This window comes from Streptomyces sp. N35, from assembly GCF_016464295.1.
Taxonomy (GTDB): domain Bacteria; phylum Actinomycetota; class Actinomycetes; order Streptomycetales; family Streptomycetaceae; genus Streptomyces.
The window spans coordinates 9,210-28,271 of sequence record NZ_JAEIMH010000047.1 but is presented as its reverse complement, the minus strand read 5'-3'; the positions used below and the strand labels follow the sequence as shown (position 1 = coordinate 28,271).

Here is a 19,062-nt window from a genome sequence, read left to right as displayed (position 1 = left end):
CCCTTGGGCAGGCGCTCGCCGGCGGCGACGTCGGTGTCCGGGAGGCTCGGCGGGTCCGCCGGCTCCTCGGCGCCTTCGCTCAGGCCCAGGAAGTTCTTGATGCCGGACGCGAGTCGTTGGGTGTCCGGCGGTTGCGCGAACGCGGGTGTCGTGGGTGCGAGGGCGGTGACCACCGCCAGCACCACAGTCGTGGCCAGGAGCCGTCTGGCTCTCGGTCTCTGCATCGGTTTCCCTTCGCGAAGGAACCAAGGACCAACTGCCGGACGGCAGTTGGCGGGCGAGACCTTGTACACCGCCGCGTGATGCACATGTCAACCGATCGGCGATAAGGCTCACCTCGCTGCAAAGACAGGAAAATCAGGGTGAGTTGGGGACGAAATCCGGCCACGGCTGCCAAATGCCCAGTTTGGCCGACAACTTGACATGGCCTGGTCGGTGGCTCTTGTATCTGGCGTCGTCGCACCGGCGAAGGGCCGTGCCGCCTCAGGTGGAGAGTCGCCATGTCCAGGGGAACCCAGGAAAAGGTCGAGCCGGGGGCCGCGACGGCCCAGGCGGCTCCGGATGAGCCGACGGAGCCGGCTTCGGCGCGCCGCATCCTCGCCGACCGTCCGGGCATCGTGGCGGCCGTGGTGGTCCTCGCGCTGTGCGCGGGGCTCGTCCTCTACAGCGTGCTGCGGGGCGAGCCGGGCGACCCGCCCCGCAAGGTGCCGACCGCCGCGGTGACGTATGAGGTGACGGGCGAGGGCACGGTCGACATCACCTATCAGGGAGCGAGCGAGAAGGGCACGGCCGAGACCGTGACCCGGGCCGAACTGCCCTGGCGCAAGGAGATCAGGGTGCCGCTCGGCCGGGCGCCGGTCGTCTCCGTCGTCCTCGGCGCGCAGGGCGGCCAGGCCAAGTGCGCCCTCGCGATCAAGGGCCGCCATGTGCAGAGTGCCACTGCGGACGGCGCGTACGGGCGGACGAACTGCACGGGCGTACTGCCCTCTCCGGCGCCTAGCGCGGACTGAGCAGGCGCGGGCCGGGCGAGCACGGACTGAGCGGGCGCGGACAGAGCGAGCGCGAACTGAGCAGGTCGAGTCCGGTCCGCGCTCGCGCTCCGCTCAGCGCAGCCGCAACCGGAAGACGTCGTCCGCGGCGTTGGTGTCCCCGGGCACGAAGTCCGTGGCCGCGGAGCTGAACACCACGCTGCCGTCCTTCGTGAACGCGGCGTGCCCGATGTCCCCGTGCTCCACGCCCTCTGTGCTCACCGGGACGAGCAGACTCGACGGACCCTCGCCGTTCACCTCCCGCACCCGGATCCCGCCGTCGCGCCACGTGCGGTACGCGACGTACCGGCCGTCGGGGCTGATCGCGGCCGGGCCCCGGGTGTAGAAGTCGGCCTCGCCGCCGTGGTCGCTGTGCACGCGCGTCGAGGTGCCGGTGCGCAGATCGCGGACGAAGACGTTCCAGCTCTTGTCCTCGTCGCCGGGCACGATGTGGTCGTCGGCCGACTCGAAGGCCACATACCGGCCGTTGCCGCTGATGACCGGGTCCGTCGACTCGCGCTTCATCGGGGTGCCGTCGTGGCTGACGTCCGCCCGCGTGAGGGTGCCGGTCTCGCGGTCACGCACATAGACCTGGGCCCAGTCGTCGCCGCGCGGCCCGTTCGTGTAGTTGTACTGGTACGCCACGAATCGCCCGTCGTCGCTGAGGGTGGGATTCAGTGCGGCGCGCGGCTGCCAGTCGGGACGGTCGTGACTGACCCGCTCGGTGACGTTCTCCCGCAGGTCCCGTACATAGATCCGGCCGCCCTCGTCCACCGTGGGCTCGGGCGGATAGGCGGCGGTGAACGCCACATGACGGCCGTCGGCGCTGATCGCGAAGTCCGAGACCGTGGCGCCCTGGTAGCCCTCGGGAATCCCGATGTCGACGCGCTCGGGCCGGGCGGTGGAGCCGATGCGGTGGACGAAGTGCCCTGATTCGCCGTCGACTTGGCCCTCGAACAGCACGTGCCGTCCATCGCCGCTGAGTGTGGCGGTGAGGTCGGCGCCTGCGGGCACACCGGGAATCACGAGCCGCCGTACAGTGCCGTTGCCGAGGTTCTTCAGGAACCAGGGCAGGCCGGCCGTGGGCGGGCCCGCCCGGATGGGGCCGGCCGTGGAGGGGAACAGGGCGGCCCGCCCGCCCCTGCTGACGGACGCGGCCCCCCTCCCGGCGCCCGCCTGCGTGCCGCTCTTGGCGGTGCTGATCCGTGTGTACGACGGCTGCCGCCGGTCGTCGGCGGCGGCGATCGGCGCGGTGAGCGCGGCTGTCGTGCCGAGCGCGATGGTCAGCGCGGTCATGGCGACCGCGCGCGTTGCGATGGGCATGCTTCCCCCGAAGCCCTAGATGTTCTTGATGTCCCCCGGCCCTACGCCGAGGGCTCAATTCGATGCAAACCCACCATAGATCACAGGTCAATACGCTCCTTTACGTACAACCCAGGCGGCCACTCATGCGTCCACGCGTCCCTTGTGGTGACTCACTTCCCGTACGGAACAGGCTTGTTCAGCACGGAACAGGCTTGTTCAGCACCGCATCGGCCTGTTCCCGCAGCGCCTCGATCAGCGTCTGAGCCTGTGCGTGGCGGCGGCCGCGGAGTGTGGCGACGCCCAGGTGCCGGGTGGGCGCGGGCGGCCTGAGCGGGACGGTGCGGACGCCGGGAACCTTGGGTGTGAGGGCGATCGAAGGGATCAGTGAGATGCCGAGTCCCGCGGCGACCAGGGAGCGGGCGAAGAAGTAGTCGGTGGTGGTGCTGCGGACGTCCGGGTCGAATCCGGCCTGTTCCGCGTGCCGGCGCAGGAAGCCCGCCGTCTTGAGGCAGCCGAGGACCCAGGGCTGGGCGGCCAGTTCACCGAGGTCGAGCTCCGCGCGCCCGGCCAGCGGATGGCGCCGCGGCAGCACCACATGCAGCGGGTCCTCCATCAGCGGGCGCCAGGTCAGCCGGTCCCGGGGCCCCGACCAGCCGGGCAGCGGACCGTCGAACGCGTACGCCAGGGCCAGGTCGACCGCGCCCTGGCGGACCAGCGGCAGGCTGTCCTCGGGCTCGGCCTCCCGTACGTGCACCACCGTGCCGGGATGGTCGGCCGCGAGCCGGGCCAGCGCGCCGGGGAGCAGCAGCCGGCCGCCGCTGCTGAAGGTGGCGACGGTGAGCTGGGTGCGTCCGGTCTCCAGGCGGTCGATCTGCTGCCGGGCGTGGGCGAGTTCCGCGGTGACGGACTCGGCCGCCGTGACCATGATCCGTCCGGCCGGAGTGAGCGCCACGCCCCGGGTGCTGCGGGACACGACCTCCGTACCGAGGCTGCGCTCCAGGGCGGCGATGTGCTGCGAGACGGCCGAGGGGGTGAGCCGCAGCTCGGTCGCCGCCCGGTTGAAGCTGCCGTGCTCCGCCACTGCCCGCAGGACGCGGAGCCGCTGCACATCGATCAACAGTTTTCCTTAATACGGATTCATCAAGCGGCCACTTCTGCTGGTGACTGTAGATGCCCAGGATGAGGGCATGCAAAGAATCTGCGTGATCGGCGGAAGCCGGTACTTCGGCAAGCTCCTGGTCGAGCGCCTCCGGGCGGCCGGGCATCAGGTGACCGTGATCAACCGCGGTTCCACCGTGCCGCCCGCGGGGGTCGAACACCTCGTGGCCGACCGGGACGACGAGGCCTCGCTCGTCGCCGCACTCGGCGCGCGCACCTTCGACGTGGTCGTCGACCAGGTCTGCTACACCCCGGTCCAGGCCGCGATCGCGGCACGTGTGTTCCGCGGCCGGGCCCGGCGCTATGTGATGACCTCCACGATCGAGGTCTACGACCCGGCGACCGCCGACCTGCCGCTCGCGGTCCCCGGGACACCGGTGCGGGAGACGGCCGTGGACCCGGCGTCATGGCGCGTACGGACGGACCTGCCGTGGCACGACGACGCGTATCTGGAGACGCACTACGCCGAGGGCAAGCGGCAGGCGGAAGCGGTGTTCACCCAGGACGGCGGGTACGCGTTCGTGAGCGTGCGCAGCGCGCACGTACTCGGCGGCGGCGCCCTGGAGTTCACCGGCCGCCTCGCGCACTACGTGGAGCGGGTGCTCGGGGAGCTGCCGATCGCCGTGCACGCCGATCCGCTGCCGACCGTCTTCGTCCACCACGAGGAGCTGGCGGCGCTGCTGCACTGGGCGGCCACCGGGACCGACGTCACGGGTCCGCTCAACGCGTGCTCGGGCGACGCGCTCGATGTGCACGGCCTGGTCGACGTGATCGCCTCCCGTGCCGGTCGCACACCTGCGTACGAGACCGTCGACCCCGGGCAGGATGCCTCGCCGTTCTCCTTCGACCGGCACTACGTGATGAGCAACGCCCGCGCCGGGAAGGCGGGCTTCACCTTCTCCCGTACGCGGGACTGGCTGCCGCAGGCGGTCGACGAAGCCCTCGCAGCACACGGCCACTGACCTGCCCGGCCGTGCCCTGACCTGCCCACAGACACAGACGGCGACGCCGACACCCCCGGAGGAACAACCACCGTGCAGTACCGCCGTACAGGAACCACATCCGTCAGCGCCATCGGCCTCGGCGCCATGCCGCTCTCCATCGAGGGCCGGCCCGAGGAGGCGCGCGCCGTCGCCACGGTGCACGCCGCTCTCGACGCCGGGGTCACGCTCATCGACACGGCCGACAGCTACCACTGGCACGCAGGCGAGAGCGGCCACAACGAGCTCCTGATCGCCCGGGCCCTCGCGAGCTACCCGGGCGACACCTCCGCCGTGCTCGTCGCGACCAAGGGCGGGCGAGGGCGCCCGGGCGACGGCAGCTGGACCGTGAACGGTGCGCCCGGCCACCTCAAGCGCGCCGCCCAGGACTCGGCGCGGCGCCTGGGTGTCGAGGCGATCGGCCTGTATCAGCTGCACAAGCCGGACCCGGCGGTCCCATGGGCCGAATCCGTGGGCGCGCTGGCCGAGTTGATCGATGCCGGCACGATCCGGGCGGCCGGGATCTCCAATGTCACCACCGAGCAGATCCGTTCGGCACACGCCGTGCTCGGCGACGGGCTCGTCTCGGTGCAGAACCAGTACTCCCCCGCCGTCGGCGACAGCGAGGCGGAGCTCCGGCTGAGCACCGAGCTCGGTCTGGCCTTCCTGCCCTGGAGCCCGCTGGGCGGCATCGCCCGCAGTGCGCTCGACGGCCCGTCGGGCGCCACCTCGGCCGGTACGGCGTTCCACCGGGTCGCGGCCGCGCACGAGGTGAGCCCGCACCAGGTGGCGCTGGCGTGGCTGCTGTCCCGGTCCCCCGCCGTGATCCCGCTGCCGGGCGCGAGCCGCCCGGAGTCGATCCGTGACTCGGCGGCGGCCGCCGAACTGCGCCTCAGCTCTGCGGAGTTGGCTCTGCTCGACGCGGTCCGAGCCCGGTGAGCGTGCCCGATAGAGCCACGGCCACGACCGCGAGACCGACGAGCAGGCAGGTGGTCGTCACGCCCAGTCCCGCCGCGGCCGCCGTGACGACTCCCGCGCCGAGCGGGCCGAGTGCGGTGTGGATGGTCCAGAACGACGAGGTGACCCGGCCGAGCAGATGGCTCGGGGTGACTTCCTGGCGCAGCGACATGGAGCTGATGCCGGCGATGCCCGTGCACATCATCGTGAGCAGCATCAGGGCGCCGACCAGCGGGACGCTGTGGACGAGGCCGATCGTCGCGATGGAAAGCCCGGCGAGGACGACCCCGCCGATCCAGACCACACCGAACGCGAGCCGCTTGCGGATCCGGGCCACGACGGCCGCGGCGATGAACGAGCCGACGGTGCCGGCCGTCAGGACGTAGCCGACCGTGGTGTCGGGGCGGTCCAGCTGGTGCTTGATCAGGAAGATCACCAGGTCGGTCAGGCCGTACGTCAGGAAGGTGAAGAGCGAGAGCAGCAGCGTCAGGGGGCGGAGCATGGGGTGGGCCCAGAGGAACTTCGCTCCGGCCAGGAACTCCTCGCGTACTCCGCCGCGTCGGGCTTTCTCCCCCTCCGCCCCGGGCTCGGCGTCGTCCCGCCGGGGCCGGGAGTCGAAGCGGACGAAGAGAATGCCCAGCGCGGAGACCGCGAAGGTCGCGGCATCGATACCGATCGCGGCGGCAGGACCCGCGGCCGAGGCCACGAAGCCCGCGAGCGCGGGTCCCGCGACACCCGCGGCGGCATAGGTGGCGAACAGATGCCCGTTGGCCTTGGTGATCTGGTCGCGCCCGACCAGGGACGGCACGACGGTCACGTACGTGACCTGGAAGAGCATCGAGAAACAGCCCGCGACCGGGACGATCGCATAGATCAGCCAGATCGGTTCGCCGCGCAGCCAGGCCAGCGGGATCAGCAGATAGAGCAGACAGCGCGCCCCGTCGGCGAGCATCAGCAGCCGTCTGCGGTCGAAGCGGTCGGCGATCACGCCCGCGAAAAGGCCCGTCACGATGGACGCGATCCCGGTGAGCGCGGTGACAAGGCCCATCTGCAGCACGGAGCCCGTGGTGTGCAGCACCAGAAGCGGCAGGGCGACATACGAGAAGGAGTCACCGAGCGCGGAGAGGGTCTGCACGCCGAGAAAGGTGCGGTACGCGGGGTTCCGCCACAGTCCGGTGGTTTCGCCGCCTTCTCCGTCGGCCGGTTTCTTACGGGTTCCGGATATGTCCTCTGCCGGCACGCGGGCCCTCCTGGCCTTCTTTCGATCGAAACGCTCAATTCCGTTTGCTGTATTGAGCGTTCAATCATCTCGCTGTTAGATGGCGCTCGCCCGTCACCCCCCTCTGCCCCACCGGGACGGGCAGCGATGAGTTCCTCCCACCTCTCGCCGAAGGAGCCTACGTATGCGCACGCGTCTCGGCACCGCACTTTTTGCCGCCGCATCGGCCTTGACCCTCCTCGCCTCCTCCCCCGCCCATGCCTCCGTCATCTGGGACGGCGACGCCTCCGGTGGCACCGGAGTCTTCTCGTCGATCCTGTGCGACTCCCCCGGCAGCGTCGTCGCCCAGGACAACAACGACGGCCGCGGACAGGTCTTCAAGTTCAACAAGCCGCTCGGTCTCGAGCGTTGCGAGGCGCACGGCATCACCGTGGGCGGCTCGCGGTACACCTTCAAGAACAACTCGACGTACTGGATCGGCTGGGACACCTCCACCAACACCCCCGACGCCGGCACGATCTTCCAGTGGAAGTCGTACGGGACCAATGACCAGCACCAGCAGAACTACCCCGTGCTGATGAAGGTCGAGGGCGGGGTGCTCAAGCTGTTCCACATCAAGGTCGGCGAGGTCTGGACGCTCGCCTGGTCCACGCCCGTCGAGACCAGTACGTACAAGCGCGTCGTGCTCGGCATCCACACCTCGACCGACGCGTCCAGCGGCTGGGTCGAGGCGTACTACAACGGCACCAAGGTGGCCTCCTTCAGCGGCCGCACCTGGGACGACCTGGGCAACGACACCCGCTTCGGCACATACGGCGCCGAAGTGACCGACAAGCGGGTCATCAACTGGATCGACGGCCTCAAGGTCGGCACCAGCTACGCGGACGTGGACTAGCGGCAGAGAGTGGGAACAGCGCATGAACGACGCCAAGCCCGTCGGGCGCCCTGTCACCCTGCTCGTCATAGGCGCCGGTGACCGGGGAACGGGCCATGCCCGCTGGGCCCTCGACCACCCCGGCCGGGCGCGCGTCGTCGCCATCGCCGAGCCGCGCGCGATACGCCGCGAGCGGTTCGCGGCGGCGCACGGCATCGCGGACGCGAACGCGGTCGACGACTGGCAGCGGCTCGCCGCCCGTCCGAAGATGGCCGACGCCGTGCTGATCTGCACGACGGACCGGATGCATGTGGAGCCGGCCGCGGCCTTCGCCGCGCTCGGCTACCACATCATGCTGGAGAAGCCGATGGCCCTCGACGAGGAGTCCTGCCGCGGGATCGTCGAGGCCGTGGAGCGGGCCGGGGTGATGCTGGCCATCGGCCATGTGCTGCGCTACACGCCGTATACGCGGGCCCTCAAGGAGATCGTCGACTCGGGCCGGCTCGGCGCGGTGATGAGTGTGCAGCATCTGGAGCCGGTGGGTTTCTGGCATCAGGCGCATTCGTTCGTGCGCGGCAACTGGCGGCGCGCGGACGAATCCACGTCGATGCTGATGGCGAAGTCCTGCCATGACCTCGACTGGCTGCAGTACGTCATCGGGCGCCCGCCGGAGCGGGTGTCGAGCTTCGGTTCGCTGACGCATTTCACGGCGGCCAACCGGCCGCAGGGCGCGGCGGACCGCTGTACCGGCTGCCAGGTCGAGTCCTCCTGCCCGTACTCGGCCGTGAAGCTGTACGGCGGGATGCTGGAGCGCGGTGAGCACGAGTGGCCGCTCGGTGTGGTGGTCGACGACTTCACGCCCGAGGCGCTGCGACTCGCCCTCGCGGAGGGCCCGTACGGGCGCTGCGTCTACGCCTGTGACAACGACGTGGTCGATCACCAGGTCGTCTCGCTGGAGTACGCGGGCGGCGTCACCGCGGTGTTCACGATGACCGCCTTCGCCCTGGCCGGCCACCGCAGCACCCGGATCTTCGGTACTCACGGGGAGCTGATCGGGGACGGACGCACCCTGACCGTGCGGGAGTTCGCCTCCGGCCACGAGGAAGTGACCGACACCGCCGCGGCCGGCGACATGAGCGCGGCCGGCGGTCACGGCGGCGGGGACGCGGGCCTGATGGACGCGTTCGTCGCGGCGGTGGCGAGCGGTGACCCCACGCTGATCCGTTCCGGCCCGCGCGACTCGCTCACCAGCCATCTGACGGTGCTCGCGGCCGAACGCGCCCGGCTGGCGGGGACGGTGGAGCGGGTGCCGCGGCCCGGTCTGTGAGCCACCGCGGCCCTGCCGCTGAACCACCGCGGTCCGGCCGTGCGCCTCGCGTACGCCGGACCGCGCCTACGCGGTCGTACGGGAAGGATGTGCCGGCAGGGGCGGCTGCGGTGTGACTGTTCACCGGCCCGAGTGAGACGGGGCTTGGCACGGCTGTGAGCTGGGGAGTTGACGCTCTGCCCAGTCATCGACCAGTTGTCCAGGGGGAACCCGTGCGACTCCGTACCGTCGCCTTCGCCACCGCACTCGCCGCGCTCTCGCTCAGCCCGGCCGTCCATGCTCCTGCTCAGGCCGGCCAGCAACCGGCGCTGATCAGGGGCGAGGTCTGCTTCTGGCCCGAGCCGAACATGATGGGCCCGGGCGGAGGCTGGTGCTACTCCGGGACCGGCTACGCCGATGTGCCCGACCGAATCCACGATCACGCCGGGTCGTTCGAGTCCCGGAGCGACGACAGCGTCTTCGCCATCGACCATCCCCGCTGGGGCGGTTGTGTGGCCCGCGAGATCCGCGGGCGCGACTACAACATGAACTGGACGGCGAACAACGACTTCGGCACCAAGATCGACGGCGTCTCGCACGAGAAGGGGAACTGTCAGTCGGGCTGACGGCCACCCACGATGACGACACTTCGCGCCACCGCCGTGGCCCTGTGCGCCGCCGTCTGTCTGCTGTCCGGCTGCGGCACGCAACGCCCCGCGCCTTTGAGCCCCGACGACACCGTACGAGCCGCTCAACTCGTCCTCACCGACCGGTGTCTGCTCCGCCAGGGCCTGACACCGCCGAGACACGACCGCAGCCCGCCGCCCGCGGCCGAGCGGCGGCGCGTGGTCCGCGCACTGTTCGGAGCGGGCCGCCCCGAACTGCGGGTGCGGCTGCCGAACGGCTATGTCGTGCGCCGGCACACCGACGGCTGCCTGGCCGCCGCACAGCAGCGGCTGTACGGCGACCAGCCGCGCTGGTTCACGGTCTCGACCACGGTCGACAACCTCAAGTCCCGGGCCCCTCAGGGCGATCGCGTCGCCTACGAGGCGCTGCGCTCCCTGGCCGTACGGAACGCCAGGGACGTCCTCGACTCCGCCTTCGCGAAGGGAACCACCTCATGAAGCACCCCGTCACTCTGCTCGCCGCCGTGCTGCTCGCCGCCGGCAGCGCGCTCGCCACCTCGTCGGCCGCCTCGGCCGCGGACTGCCCCAGCGGCGATTTCTGCGCCTGGACGGCCGCGGAGTTCGGCGGTCAGCGCGCCAACTGGTCCGGTGACGACAACTGGTGGGAGGGGAACATCGCGGACCAGGACTCGTCCTGGGCCAACCACGGCCTCTCGGGCCCGGGCGTCAAGGACCACGTCCAGGTGTACGAGGACGCCAACACCCCGCTCGAGGACCCCGACGCCATGACCATCTGCCTGCGCCCGGGCGACGAGGTCGGCTACAACGCGACGGCCAACGACCGGGGCGACTCCCACACCTGGGCCATGGGCTGCTGACCGCCCGCCAAGACCGCTGATTCCGGCCCCGCCCCCCGCCCCTGAGGGCCGGGATCAGCTCCCCCTTCCATGTACGAGGGTCAGCGCCCTTTGCGTACGAGGGTCAGCGCCCCCCCCAACACCAGCCACCGACCACCGACCACCAGAACCAGCGGTCAACTCTTCGACCAGGCCCGCCCGTCCACCGTCGCATGCGAGTCGATCTCGCGGCCCAGCGAGGCGAAGACCTGGGCCGCGACGTCCTCGTGCCGCAGCGCGCGGTCCGGGTCGCCGGCCGCGATCGAGGGCCCGCAGCACGCGATCCACGCCGTCGTCTCCCGCTCCGAGCGACCCCCGTGCCCGCCCTCGGGCCGGTGGCCGTGGTCGGTGACGACGATGACCGTCCACTCCTCCTGTGTGTACGAGGAGCGGGCACGCAAAGCGGCGAGCAGCCGCCCGAGCCGTCTGTCGGCGCGCACGATCGCCTCCTCGTACGCGTCGCCGCAGCCCAGGAGGTGTCCGGTCTCGTCGACCGCGCCGAGGTAGACGAAGGAGGCCTCCGGGTCGTCCTCCGTCAGGACCCGTACCGCTTCGCGCGTGATGGCCTCGTCGGCGGCGTCCCAGGCCTCGACCGTCTCGGCGGCCGCGGCGATGAATGTCGTACGGCCCGGGGTGCGGAACAGCGGTCCGCCGTGCGCGACCGTGAGGAGCGGCTGCCAGCCGGCGGCGACATAGGTGTGCGCACCGTGCTCGGCGGTCAGCCGGCTCGCGAAGTCGGGGAAGAGGTGCAGCCGGTTGCCGGAGAAGTCGTTGCTCCACACGGCGTGCTTGTCGATCCGGACGCCGGTGACGACGGTCGCCCAGCACGGGCCCGACATGGTGGGCGTACCGGGGTCGATGGCGACCGGGGCGAGGAAGCCCGCCTCGGTCACGGAGTCCAGGTGCGGGGTCGGCACGGCGGACAGGGTGTCGAGCGTGACGCCGTCGATACCGACGACCAGGACACGGCGGCGGGATGCGGGAGCGGCGGGTGCGGACATGCGGGGTCCCTTCCGGTGCGGCAGAAAGAGTGGGTCCGCTCAGGCCGAGTGGGCGAGCGTGGACGGGTCGACGCGGTGCCGGAACGGCAGTCCTGCCGCGTACAGCTGGATCTCGTCGATCGCGGCATCCGCGAGCCGGTGCAGCTCACCGCCGATGGAACCGGCGAGATGCGGCGTGAGCAGCACGTTCGGCAGCTCGTAGAGCGGTGAGTCGGCGGGCAGCACTTCGGGCTCGGTGTGGTCGAGCACGGCATGCAGCCGGCCGGCCCTGAGTTCCTTGGTCAGCGCTTCGGTGTCCACGAGGGAGCCGCGCGCGGTGTTGATCAGGGTCGCGCCGTCGGGCATCAGGGAGAGCCGGGCCGCGTCGAACAGGCCTCTGGTGGCCGGGATCTCGGGGGCGTGCAGGGACACGATGTCGCTGCGGATCGCGAGCGCGTCGAGCTCGCTGAGTTCCACGCCGAGCGCGCGGGCCTCGTCCTCGCCGAGATACGGGTCGTACATCAGGACCCGCAGATCGAACGGCTCGAGGAGTTCCGCGACCCTGCGGCCGATCCGCGAGGCGCCCACGAGACCGACCGTGCGCCGGTAGTTGCCGACATCGGGGAAGAGCGAGAGCAGCGAGACCTGGTGGCGGGTGGAGCGGTAGGCCTGGGCGCCGTCCAGGACGCGCTTGTTGGCGAAGAGGATGGCCGCGAGGGTGTACTCGGCGACGGGCAGCGCGTTGGCCGCGGCCGCCGTGGTGACCGTGATCCCGCGCTGCCAGCAGGCCTCGGTGACGTGGTGCTTGACGCTGCCGGCCGCGTGCACGACCGCCTTCAGACGGGGCATCCGGCGCAGTGCGGCGGCGTCGACCGGGGGGCAGCCCCAGCCGGTGAGCAGCACTTCGACGTCCTGCAGACGCTGTCGCGTCCCGCTGCTGTCGTCGGCGAAGTCGGTGACGACCAGGGTCGGGTCGACCTCGGCGATGCCTTCGAGCCGGGTGAGCGCGTCCCGTCCGAACACCGCGTCCTTGGTCTCCGGGCTCATCGCGAGAACCGTGCGGGGCCGCACCGTGGTGAGGGCTGTGGTCACTTGACGGCTCCCGCAGTCAGTCCGGAGCGCCAGAAGCGCTGGAGGCCGAGGAAGGCGAGGATCAGCGGGATGACGGCCACGAGGGAACCGATGATCATCAGCTGGTACAGCTCGGGCTGCTGCATGACGCTGGTCTGCCAGGCGAAGATGCCCAGGTTGACCGGGTAGAGCTCCTCGTCGTTCAGCATCATCAGGGCGCTGTAGAAGTTGTTCCACGACGCGGTGAAGGTGAACAGGAAGATCGTCATGAAGCCGGGCGCGAGCATCGGCAGCGCGACCTTGGTGAAGATCTTGAGCTCACCCGCGCCGTCCATGCGGGCGGCTTCCAGGACCTCGTTCGGTACGTAACCCTCGGAGAACACCCGGGCGAGATAGACGCCGAACGGGCTGGCGAGGGACGGGATGAGCACCGCCCAGTAGGTGTTGACGACGCCGACCTCGGAGGCGAGCAGATACAGCGGCATCGCGGTCACGGTCGACGGCACGAGCACCCCGACGAGGACGAAGCCGAACAGCTTCTCCTTGCCCGGGAACTGGTACTTGTCCAGGGCGTATCCGCAGGCCACGGAGATCAGGGTGCAGAGCAGCGAGCCGATCACGGAGTAGAGCACGCTGTTGCCGAGCCAGCGGGTGTAGATGCCGTCGTCGTGCGTGAACAGCTGCCGCAGATTGCTGAAGAAGCTGAACTCGCCGAGCTCGAACGGGTTGGTGCGGAACAGGTCGCGGTGGTTCTTGGTCGACGCGATGATGAGCCAGGTCAGCGGCATCAGCGTGTACGCGGCGAAGACGACGAGCAGTCCGTTGACGACGGCCTTGGAGGTCCACTGCCGCGGGGCGCGGGCGGGCCTGCGGGTACCGGACGGCTTCTTGGACACGGGCGGTGCGGCGGACTCGGCCGGGGCGGGTGCGGTCTGGGTGCTCATGATTCCTTCCACCTGTTGCCGAGCTTGGTGACGCCGAAGGAGAGCAGGCCCGCGACGAGGGCGAGCAGCAAGGAGGACGCTGCGGCCACGCCGTAGTCGTGGCGCTGGAAGGCGGTGGCGTAGATGAACATCGTCGGAGACCATTCCGCGCCCAGGGAGTTGGCGTACTTCATGAGCAGCTGCGGGGCGTCGAAGAGCTGGATGGCGCCGACGATCGTGAACAGCAGGGTCAGGACGACCGTGGGGCGGATCATCGGGATCTTGATCTGGAGCGCGGTACGGAGGGCGCCGGCGCCGTCGACGCGGGCGGCCTCGATGGTCTCGCCGGGGATCGCCTGCAGTCCCGCGTAGAAAATGATCATGTTGTAGCCGATCCACTGCCAGGCCGAGATGTTGATGATCGACCAGATCGCCTCGTCCTCGCCGAAGAAGTTCCAGCTCGCGCCGAGGCCTTCGATCAGGGAGTGGACCGGGCTGAGCCCGGGGGTGTAGAGGAAGATCCAGACGACCGAGGCGACCAGGCCGGGCACCGCGTGCGGCATGTAGAACGCGATCTGGAAGAACCGCTTGGCCCGGGCGAGCGCGGAGTCGACGAGCAGGGCCAGGCCCAGGGACGTCCCGATCATGAGCGGGATGTAGAGGGCGCAGTAGAGCGCGATATGGCCGAAGGAGGCCTGGAACTGTTCGTCCGTGAGGGCCTTGGTGAAGTTCTCGATTCCGGTGAACACCTTCTCGGTGCCGCCGAATCCGAGGCCGGAGGTCTCCTCACGGAAGAGGCTCATCCAGCCCGCGTAGACGATCGGGGCGATCGTCACCGCGAGGAACAGGACGAAGAACGGGAGCATGAACAGGGCCGCGGCGCCGTGCTGACGGCGGCGGGCGGTCCTCGGCGCCGCCTGGGACGGCGGTGAGGCGGGTGACTTGGTGATGACGGCCACCGGGTGACTCCTTCGGCTGGAGCGGCGGACTCCTGGGCTCAGGGACCTGTGGTGCGCGGAGCCCGGCTCGGCATGAGCCGGGCTCCGCACGCGTCCCTGCCGTATCGGCGTCGCGTCAGGGACGGCTGCGGTCGTCTGCGCGGCGAGCTGTCCCTACTTGGCGAGCTTCAGACCGCGGTCGGTGATGGCCTTCTCGCCGGCCTTCTGGCCCTCGTCGAGCATCTTCAGGTGGTTCGCACCGGCCGCGGTCTGGGCCTGGTTGATCGCCTGGTGCGCCGGGCTCCAGTTCCAGCCGGGGACGATCGACGCGGCCGCCTCGGAGGCGATCCCGTACACGTCCTGCCCCTCGAAGAACGAGCCGTCGAACTCCTTGGCCGCGACCGCACGCATGGCGTCGTTGGCGGGCAGGGCGCTGCTCGGGGTCTTCGCGGCGTCGAGGCGGGCCTTCATCGCGGCCGGGTCGGTGGTGACCCACTCGATGAACTCGGCGGCGGCGTCGACGTTCTTGCTGCCCTTGGGGACGATGAACGACGTGCCGCCGTACATGCCGGTGGCCGCCTTGCCGTCCCAGGTCGGCAGCGGGGCGATGCCCCACTTGCCCTTGGTGTCGGGGTAGCTGGTCTTCATGCCACCCGCGCTCCAAGAGGCGCCGAGGAAGCTGGCGACCTTGCCGGTGGCGCGCTCCTTGGTCTCGCCCTCGCTCCACAGCGGGGTCTTGGAGACGAGGCCGTCCTTCAGGAGGTCGTTCCAGTACGTGGCGACCTTCTTGGACGCGGCGTCCCGCATGTCGATCTTCCAGGCGTCGCCCTCGACGCCGTACCACTTGGCGCCGGCCTGCCAGGCGAGGCCCGCGAGCAGGGCCGGGTCGTTGCCGCCGAAGTTGGTCATCTTGACCTTCGGGTCGGCCTTGTTGATCTTCTCCGCCGCCGCGCGGTACTCGTCCCAGGTCTTGGGGACCTCGACCTTGTGCTTCTCGAAGAGGTCCTTGCGGTAGTAGAGCTCGATCGGCGTGACGTCGAAGGGGACGGCCCAGGTCTTGCCGCCGAGGTTCACCAGGGAGTTGATGTTCTCGGGGAACTTCTCCTTGACGAAGTCGCCGGAGGCCGCGCTCAGATCCTCCAGGTTGCCGCCGATGGCGAACTCCGGCAGACCCGAGTAGTCGAGCGTCGCGACGTCGGGGGCATTGCCGCCCTTGACGGCGTTGGTGAGCTTCTTGGTGCCTTCGGGACCGGACGGCACCAGCGAGAAGTCGACCTTGATGTTCTTGTGCGTCTTGTTGAACGCGGCGGCGGCCTCTTCGGCACCGGCCGTCGCGGACCAGTACTTGATCGTGACGGGCTTGCCGTCGGCGCCGGCCTTCCCGGAGCCCTTGTCGTCTTCACCACCACCGCAGGCGGTGGCGAAGAGAGCCAGGGAAGCGATCGAGGCGGTGAGTGCGATACGGGACGTACGGGAAGTGCGCGACATTGCACGGCTCCTACGAGACCTCGAACTGCGCGGGCAGTGATCTGCCTTGCCGCAGCTGCGGAAGAAGAGGTGAACGAGAGCCATCATTTGGGCCGGACCGATCACCGTCAAGAGCGATCGACCAACTCAATCAAAACGATCGGCAAGTTGAGCGTCTGAACGCCGGAGTTCACCCCTTCCGTCCACTACGTCCGGTCGAGCTCCGAGCCGCACGAGGTCCGCACCCTCAACTCGGGCAACAGATCGATGTGTTGGCGCGGGGACGTCGGCGCCCCCGGGCCCGCCGTGAGCCGATCCAGGAGCAGTTCGGCCGCCCGCGCACCCACCTCGCGCTTGGCCGGCGCGGCCGCCGTGAGCGGCTGGTCGGCGAGGCTCGCGACTTCGTCGTCGTACGCGACCACGGCCAGGTCCTCGGGGACGCGGATGCCGCGGGCCTGCAGCCGCGGGATCAGCGTCAGGGCGTCGGCGTCGCTGTGGATGAGCACGGCCGTCACGCCGTGGTCGTCGACGAGGTCGCAGAGGTAGCCGAAGGCGCGGTCGAAGTGCTCGGCATGGCCGAGGTCCACGTCCTCCTCGAACGGCAGGTCGGGGACGCGTTCGAGCCCGAGCGCCTCGACGGCCGCGGCGTGCCCGAACCTCAAGTGCCGTGCCGTGGGCGAGGCCTGGAGCACCAGGCCGACCTTGCGGTGCCCGAGCGAGGCGAGATGACGTACGGCTTCGGCGGCTCCGTGCCCGTGGTCGGAGCGGACCCGGTCGAGTGCGGCCGCCGGATGGCCGTGCGGGGCCCAGCGCTCCATCAGGACGGTTGGCACCTCGAAGTCGGCCACCCAGGCGCCCTCGGCGCCGCGCGGTGCGCCCTCGTCCCAGTTCGGGGTGAGCAGCAGCCCGTCGGCTCCCGCGCCGATCAGCCGCTTCGCCTGCTCGGCGTCCTCGCCCGGCAGGTAGTTGGTGATCCCGATGGTGAGCCGGGCGCCATGCGCGTCGACCACCTCCCGCACGCCCCGGATCACTTCCGGGTAGTAGTAGTTGTTCGTCGGCACGACGAGGCCGATGACCAGGCCTTCCGCATCGGGACCCGAGGCCTGGCGCGGCACCTGTTCGGCGCTGCCCCCGGGCCACACCACTGCGCCGTGCATCCGCTGCAGCCGGCCCTGTGCGGCCAGCGCCTCGACGTCACGGCGCAGCGTCACGGGCGAGACGCCCAGCGCCCGGGCGAGTTCGGCGACGCGGATGCTGCCGCGTTCGCGGACCAGCTCGAGGACGCGTTCATGGCGCTGATCTACGTGGAGTCGCATGGGTTCCCCCTGGGGTACGGCCGGGCAGGACTCCGTAAGCGTATCGATCGCTTACGATCAAAACGATCCCCCTGCCCATTGACGTCCGGAATCAGGCATCCCTAGATTCACAGCATGGCGAACTCCGAGGCTCCCGAAACACCCGTAGAGCCCCATACCGGACAACCCGCTCCTTGGTGGCGCAGCGCCGCCATCTACCAGATCTATCCGCGCAGTTACGCCGACGGCAACGGCGACGGGATCGGCGACATCGCCGGAATCCGTGCCCGCCTGCCGCATCTGCGCGATCTCGGCGTCGACGCGGTGTGGATCAGCCCCTGGTACCCGTCCCCCATGGCCGACGGCGGCTACGACGTGGCCGATTACCGTGAGATCGACCCGATGTTCGGCACGCTCGCCGAAGCCGAGGCGCTCATCGACGCGGCGCATGAACTGGGCATACGGGTCATTATCGACATCGTTCCCAATCACTGCTCGGACCAGCACGACTGGTTCCGCGCCGCCCTCGCGGCGGGCCCCGGCTCAGCGGAACGCGACCTGTTCTGGTTCCGCCCGGGCCGCGGCGCGAGCGGCGAACTCCCGCCGAACAACTGGCAGTCCGTGTTCGGCGGACCGGCCTGGCGCCGCGTGACCGAGCCCGACGGGACGCCCGGCGAGTGGTATCTGCACCGTTTCGCCCCGGAACAGCCGGACTTCAACTGGGACCACCCGGACGTACGCGCCGAGTTCGTCTCCGTCCTGCGCTTCTGGCTGGACCGGGGTGTGGACGGATTCCGGATCGACGTCGCGGACAATCTGGTCAAGGAATCCTCGCTCCCCGACCACTTTCCCGAACACCCCGACGGACCGAGCCCGTGGTCGGACCAGGACGGCGTGCACGAGGTGTACCGCGAGTGGCGCCGGGTCCTGGACGCGTACGACCGTGAGGCGATCTTCGTCGGCGAGGTGTGGACCCCCGATCCGGTGCGCTTCGCCCGCTATCTGCGTCCCGACGAGCTGCACACGGCGTTCAACTTCCCCTTCCTGCAGAGCCCTTGGGACGCCCGGTCCCTGCGCAAGGTGATCGACACGACCCTCGCCGAGCACGCCCCGGTCGGCGCCACGCCCACGTGGGTGCTCTCCAACCACGACACGACCCGGCACGTCACGCGCTACGGACGCACCGACACCTCGTACGCCCTCGACGGCCGGCGGGTGCACGGCGCGCCGGTCGACCTGGAGCTCGGTACCCGCCGGGCGCGGGCGGCAGCCATGCTGACGATGGCACTGCCGGGCTGCGTCTACGTCTACCAAGGCGATGAACTGGGCCTGTGGGAGGTCGAGGACATCCCGTCCGAGCAGCGCCAGGACCCCACGTACCGGCAGAGCGGTGGCGAGGACCTCGGGCGCGACGGCTGCCGGGTCCCTCTCCCCTGGGGCGACGAGGTCCCCGATCCGAAGGCGTGGCTGCCGCAGCCGGCCGCTTGGGGGGATCTGAGCGTACGGAGGCAGTCCGGCGATCCGGACTCGATGCTCGCGTTCTACCGCGAGGCGCTGGCGCTGCGCAGGAAGCAAGTCGCCCTGTGCGAGGGAGAGTTCGCGTGGGCCACCGCGACCCCGGGGGTGCTCACCTTCACGCGGTCGGCCGCCGGGCAGGAGCTGACCTGCCTGGTCAACCTGTCGGACGCCCCGGTGCCGCTGCCGTCCGCCGGTGAAGTGCTGCTCTCCAGCGGGCCGTTGACGGACGGCGCCGTCCCGGTGGACACCGCGGTGTGGCTGCGGTGAGGTGACGCGGGAGCGCTGTGCGTCCCTGCCCACGGCCGATGGGCCTTGCCCGGCGCGATGGGCCTTGCCCGGCGCGATGGGCCTTGCCCGACGCGATGGAGCCTGCCCGGCGCGACAGGCCCTGCCGGGCGCGATGGCCCCTGCCCACAGCACTCCGCGATCGATCTCAGCCGAGCAGCTGCCGTACGCGGCGGGCGGGCCCCGCCCCCCCGCAGGCGCGCCGCACCGCCGGGCGGCCCGCGGGGACCCCCCCC

18 protein-coding genes are annotated in these 19,062 nt (G+C 70.4%); 9 read left to right on the top strand and 9 right to left on the bottom strand.

Annotated elements, in window-relative coordinates; translation table 11 throughout:
* The first annotated feature begins 500 nt into the window (after window positions 1–500).
* Window positions 501–1,010 carry a hypothetical protein gene (locus JAO81_RS24610; RefSeq protein WP_233415857.1) on the top strand — a complete coding sequence of 170 codons (510 nt, stop codon included), beginning with the start codon at window positions 501–503 and terminating at the stop codon, window positions 1,008–1,010.
* Between the two features lie 93 nt (window positions 1,011–1,103).
* Here the strand turns inward: JAO81_RS24610 and JAO81_RS24605 are convergent, their stop codons facing one another.
* Complete coding sequence (locus tag JAO81_RS24605; protein ID WP_199550095.1) at window positions 1,104–2,351, bottom strand: hypothetical protein; 1,248 nt, start codon at window positions 2,349–2,351, stop codon at window positions 1,104–1,106.
* Window positions 2,352–2,529: 178 nt separating this feature from the next.
* Window positions 2,530–3,450, bottom strand: coding sequence for a LysR family transcriptional regulator (locus JAO81_RS24600; RefSeq protein ID WP_199550094.1), 921 nt, complete (start codon window positions 3,448–3,450; stop codon window positions 2,530–2,532).
* 70 nt (window positions 3,451–3,520) lie between these two features.
* Here JAO81_RS24600 and JAO81_RS24595 point away from each other — a divergent pair, with 70 nt between their 5' ends.
* Together JAO81_RS24595 and JAO81_RS24590 are read left to right on the top strand one after the other, a co-directional pair.
* A complete protein-coding gene (locus JAO81_RS24595) occupies window positions 3,521–4,453 on the top strand; it encodes an NAD-dependent epimerase/dehydratase family protein (protein WP_199550093.1) in 933 nt (310 codons plus the stop codon).
* Window positions 4,454–4,525: 72 nt separating this feature from the next.
* Window positions 4,526–5,410, top strand: a complete 885-nt coding sequence (locus JAO81_RS24590) for an aldo/keto reductase (protein WP_199550092.1) — start codon at window positions 4,526–4,528, stop codon at window positions 5,408–5,410.
* On the opposite strand, the gene JAO81_RS24585 is transcribed toward JAO81_RS24590, so the two are convergent.
* On the bottom strand, window positions 5,364–6,668 hold the full coding sequence (locus JAO81_RS24585) for an MFS transporter (RefSeq protein WP_307813633.1): 1,305 nt from the start codon (window positions 6,666–6,668) through the stop codon (window positions 5,364–5,366). The genes JAO81_RS24590 and JAO81_RS24585 overlap by 47 nt on opposite strands.
* 163 nt (window positions 6,669–6,831) lie before the next feature.
* On the opposite strand from JAO81_RS24585, the gene JAO81_RS24580 reads away from it, so the two are divergent.
* The 5 genes from JAO81_RS24580 (at window position 6,832) to JAO81_RS24560 (ending at window position 10,331) form a co-directional block, all read left to right on the top strand.
* Window positions 6,832–7,542, top strand: a complete 711-nt coding sequence (locus JAO81_RS24580; protein WP_199550091.1) for a heparin lyase I family protein — start codon at window positions 6,832–6,834, stop codon at window positions 7,540–7,542.
* 22 nt (window positions 7,543–7,564) lie between these two features.
* Window positions 7,565–8,848 carry a Gfo/Idh/MocA family protein gene (locus JAO81_RS24575; protein WP_199550090.1) on the top strand — a complete coding sequence of 428 codons (1,284 nt, stop codon included), beginning with the start codon at window positions 7,565–7,567 and terminating at the stop codon, window positions 8,846–8,848.
* 212 nt (window positions 8,849–9,060) lie between these two features.
* On the top strand, window positions 9,061–9,453 hold the full coding sequence (locus JAO81_RS24570; protein ID WP_199550089.1) for a hypothetical protein: 393 nt from the start codon (window positions 9,061–9,063) through the stop codon (window positions 9,451–9,453).
* A 12-nt stretch (window positions 9,454–9,465) separates the two neighbouring features.
* Window positions 9,466–9,951 (top strand): hypothetical protein, encoded by a 486-nt coding sequence (locus JAO81_RS24565; protein ID WP_199550088.1) that lies wholly within the window; start codon window positions 9,466–9,468, stop codon window positions 9,949–9,951.
* Complete coding sequence (locus JAO81_RS24560; RefSeq protein ID WP_199550087.1) at window positions 9,948–10,331, top strand: peptidase inhibitor family I36 protein; 384 nt, start codon at window positions 9,948–9,950, stop codon at window positions 10,329–10,331. The genes JAO81_RS24565 and JAO81_RS24560 overlap by 4 nt, the downstream gene beginning before the upstream one ends.
* A 155-nt stretch (window positions 10,332–10,486) precedes the next feature.
* On the opposite strand, the gene JAO81_RS24555 is transcribed toward JAO81_RS24560, so the two are convergent.
* The 6 genes from JAO81_RS24555 to JAO81_RS24530 all read right to left on the bottom strand — a co-directional run bounded on the left by JAO81_RS24555 (window position 10,487) and on the right by JAO81_RS24530 (window position 17,044).
* Window positions 10,487–11,350: an alkaline phosphatase family protein gene (locus JAO81_RS24555; RefSeq protein ID WP_199550086.1), complete on the bottom strand. Its 864-nt coding sequence runs from the start codon at window positions 11,348–11,350 to the stop codon at window positions 10,487–10,489.
* 39 nt (window positions 11,351–11,389) lie between these two features.
* Window positions 11,390–12,376, bottom strand: coding sequence for a hydroxyacid dehydrogenase (locus JAO81_RS24550; RefSeq protein ID WP_199550126.1), 987 nt, complete (start codon window positions 12,374–12,376; stop codon window positions 11,390–11,392).
* 41 nt (window positions 12,377–12,417) lie between these two features.
* Window positions 12,418–13,344 (bottom strand): carbohydrate ABC transporter permease, encoded by a 927-nt coding sequence (locus JAO81_RS24545; protein ID WP_199550085.1) that lies wholly within the window; start codon window positions 13,342–13,344, stop codon window positions 12,418–12,420.
* Window positions 13,341–14,189 (bottom strand): carbohydrate ABC transporter permease, encoded by an 849-nt coding sequence (locus JAO81_RS24540; protein ID WP_199550125.1) that lies wholly within the window; start codon window positions 14,187–14,189, stop codon window positions 13,341–13,343. Before JAO81_RS24540 ends, JAO81_RS24545 begins: the two co-directional genes overlap by 4 nt.
* A gap of 246 nt (window positions 14,190–14,435) precedes the next feature.
* A complete protein-coding gene (locus JAO81_RS24535; protein WP_199550084.1) occupies window positions 14,436–15,749 on the bottom strand; it encodes an ABC transporter substrate-binding protein in 1,314 nt (437 codons plus the stop codon).
* A gap of 185 nt (window positions 15,750–15,934) precedes the next feature.
* Window positions 15,935–17,044 carry a substrate-binding domain-containing protein gene (locus tag JAO81_RS24530; RefSeq protein ID WP_199550083.1) on the bottom strand — a complete coding sequence of 370 codons (1,110 nt, stop codon included), beginning with the start codon at window positions 17,042–17,044 and terminating at the stop codon, window positions 15,935–15,937.
* Window positions 17,045–17,158: 114 nt separating this feature from the next.
* On the opposite strand from JAO81_RS24530, the gene JAO81_RS24525 reads away from it, so the two are divergent.
* Window positions 17,159–18,808 carry a glycoside hydrolase family 13 protein gene (locus JAO81_RS24525; RefSeq protein WP_199550082.1) on the top strand — a complete coding sequence of 550 codons (1,650 nt, stop codon included), beginning with the start codon at window positions 17,159–17,161 and terminating at the stop codon, window positions 18,806–18,808.
* Window positions 18,809–19,062: the final 254 nt, after the last annotated feature.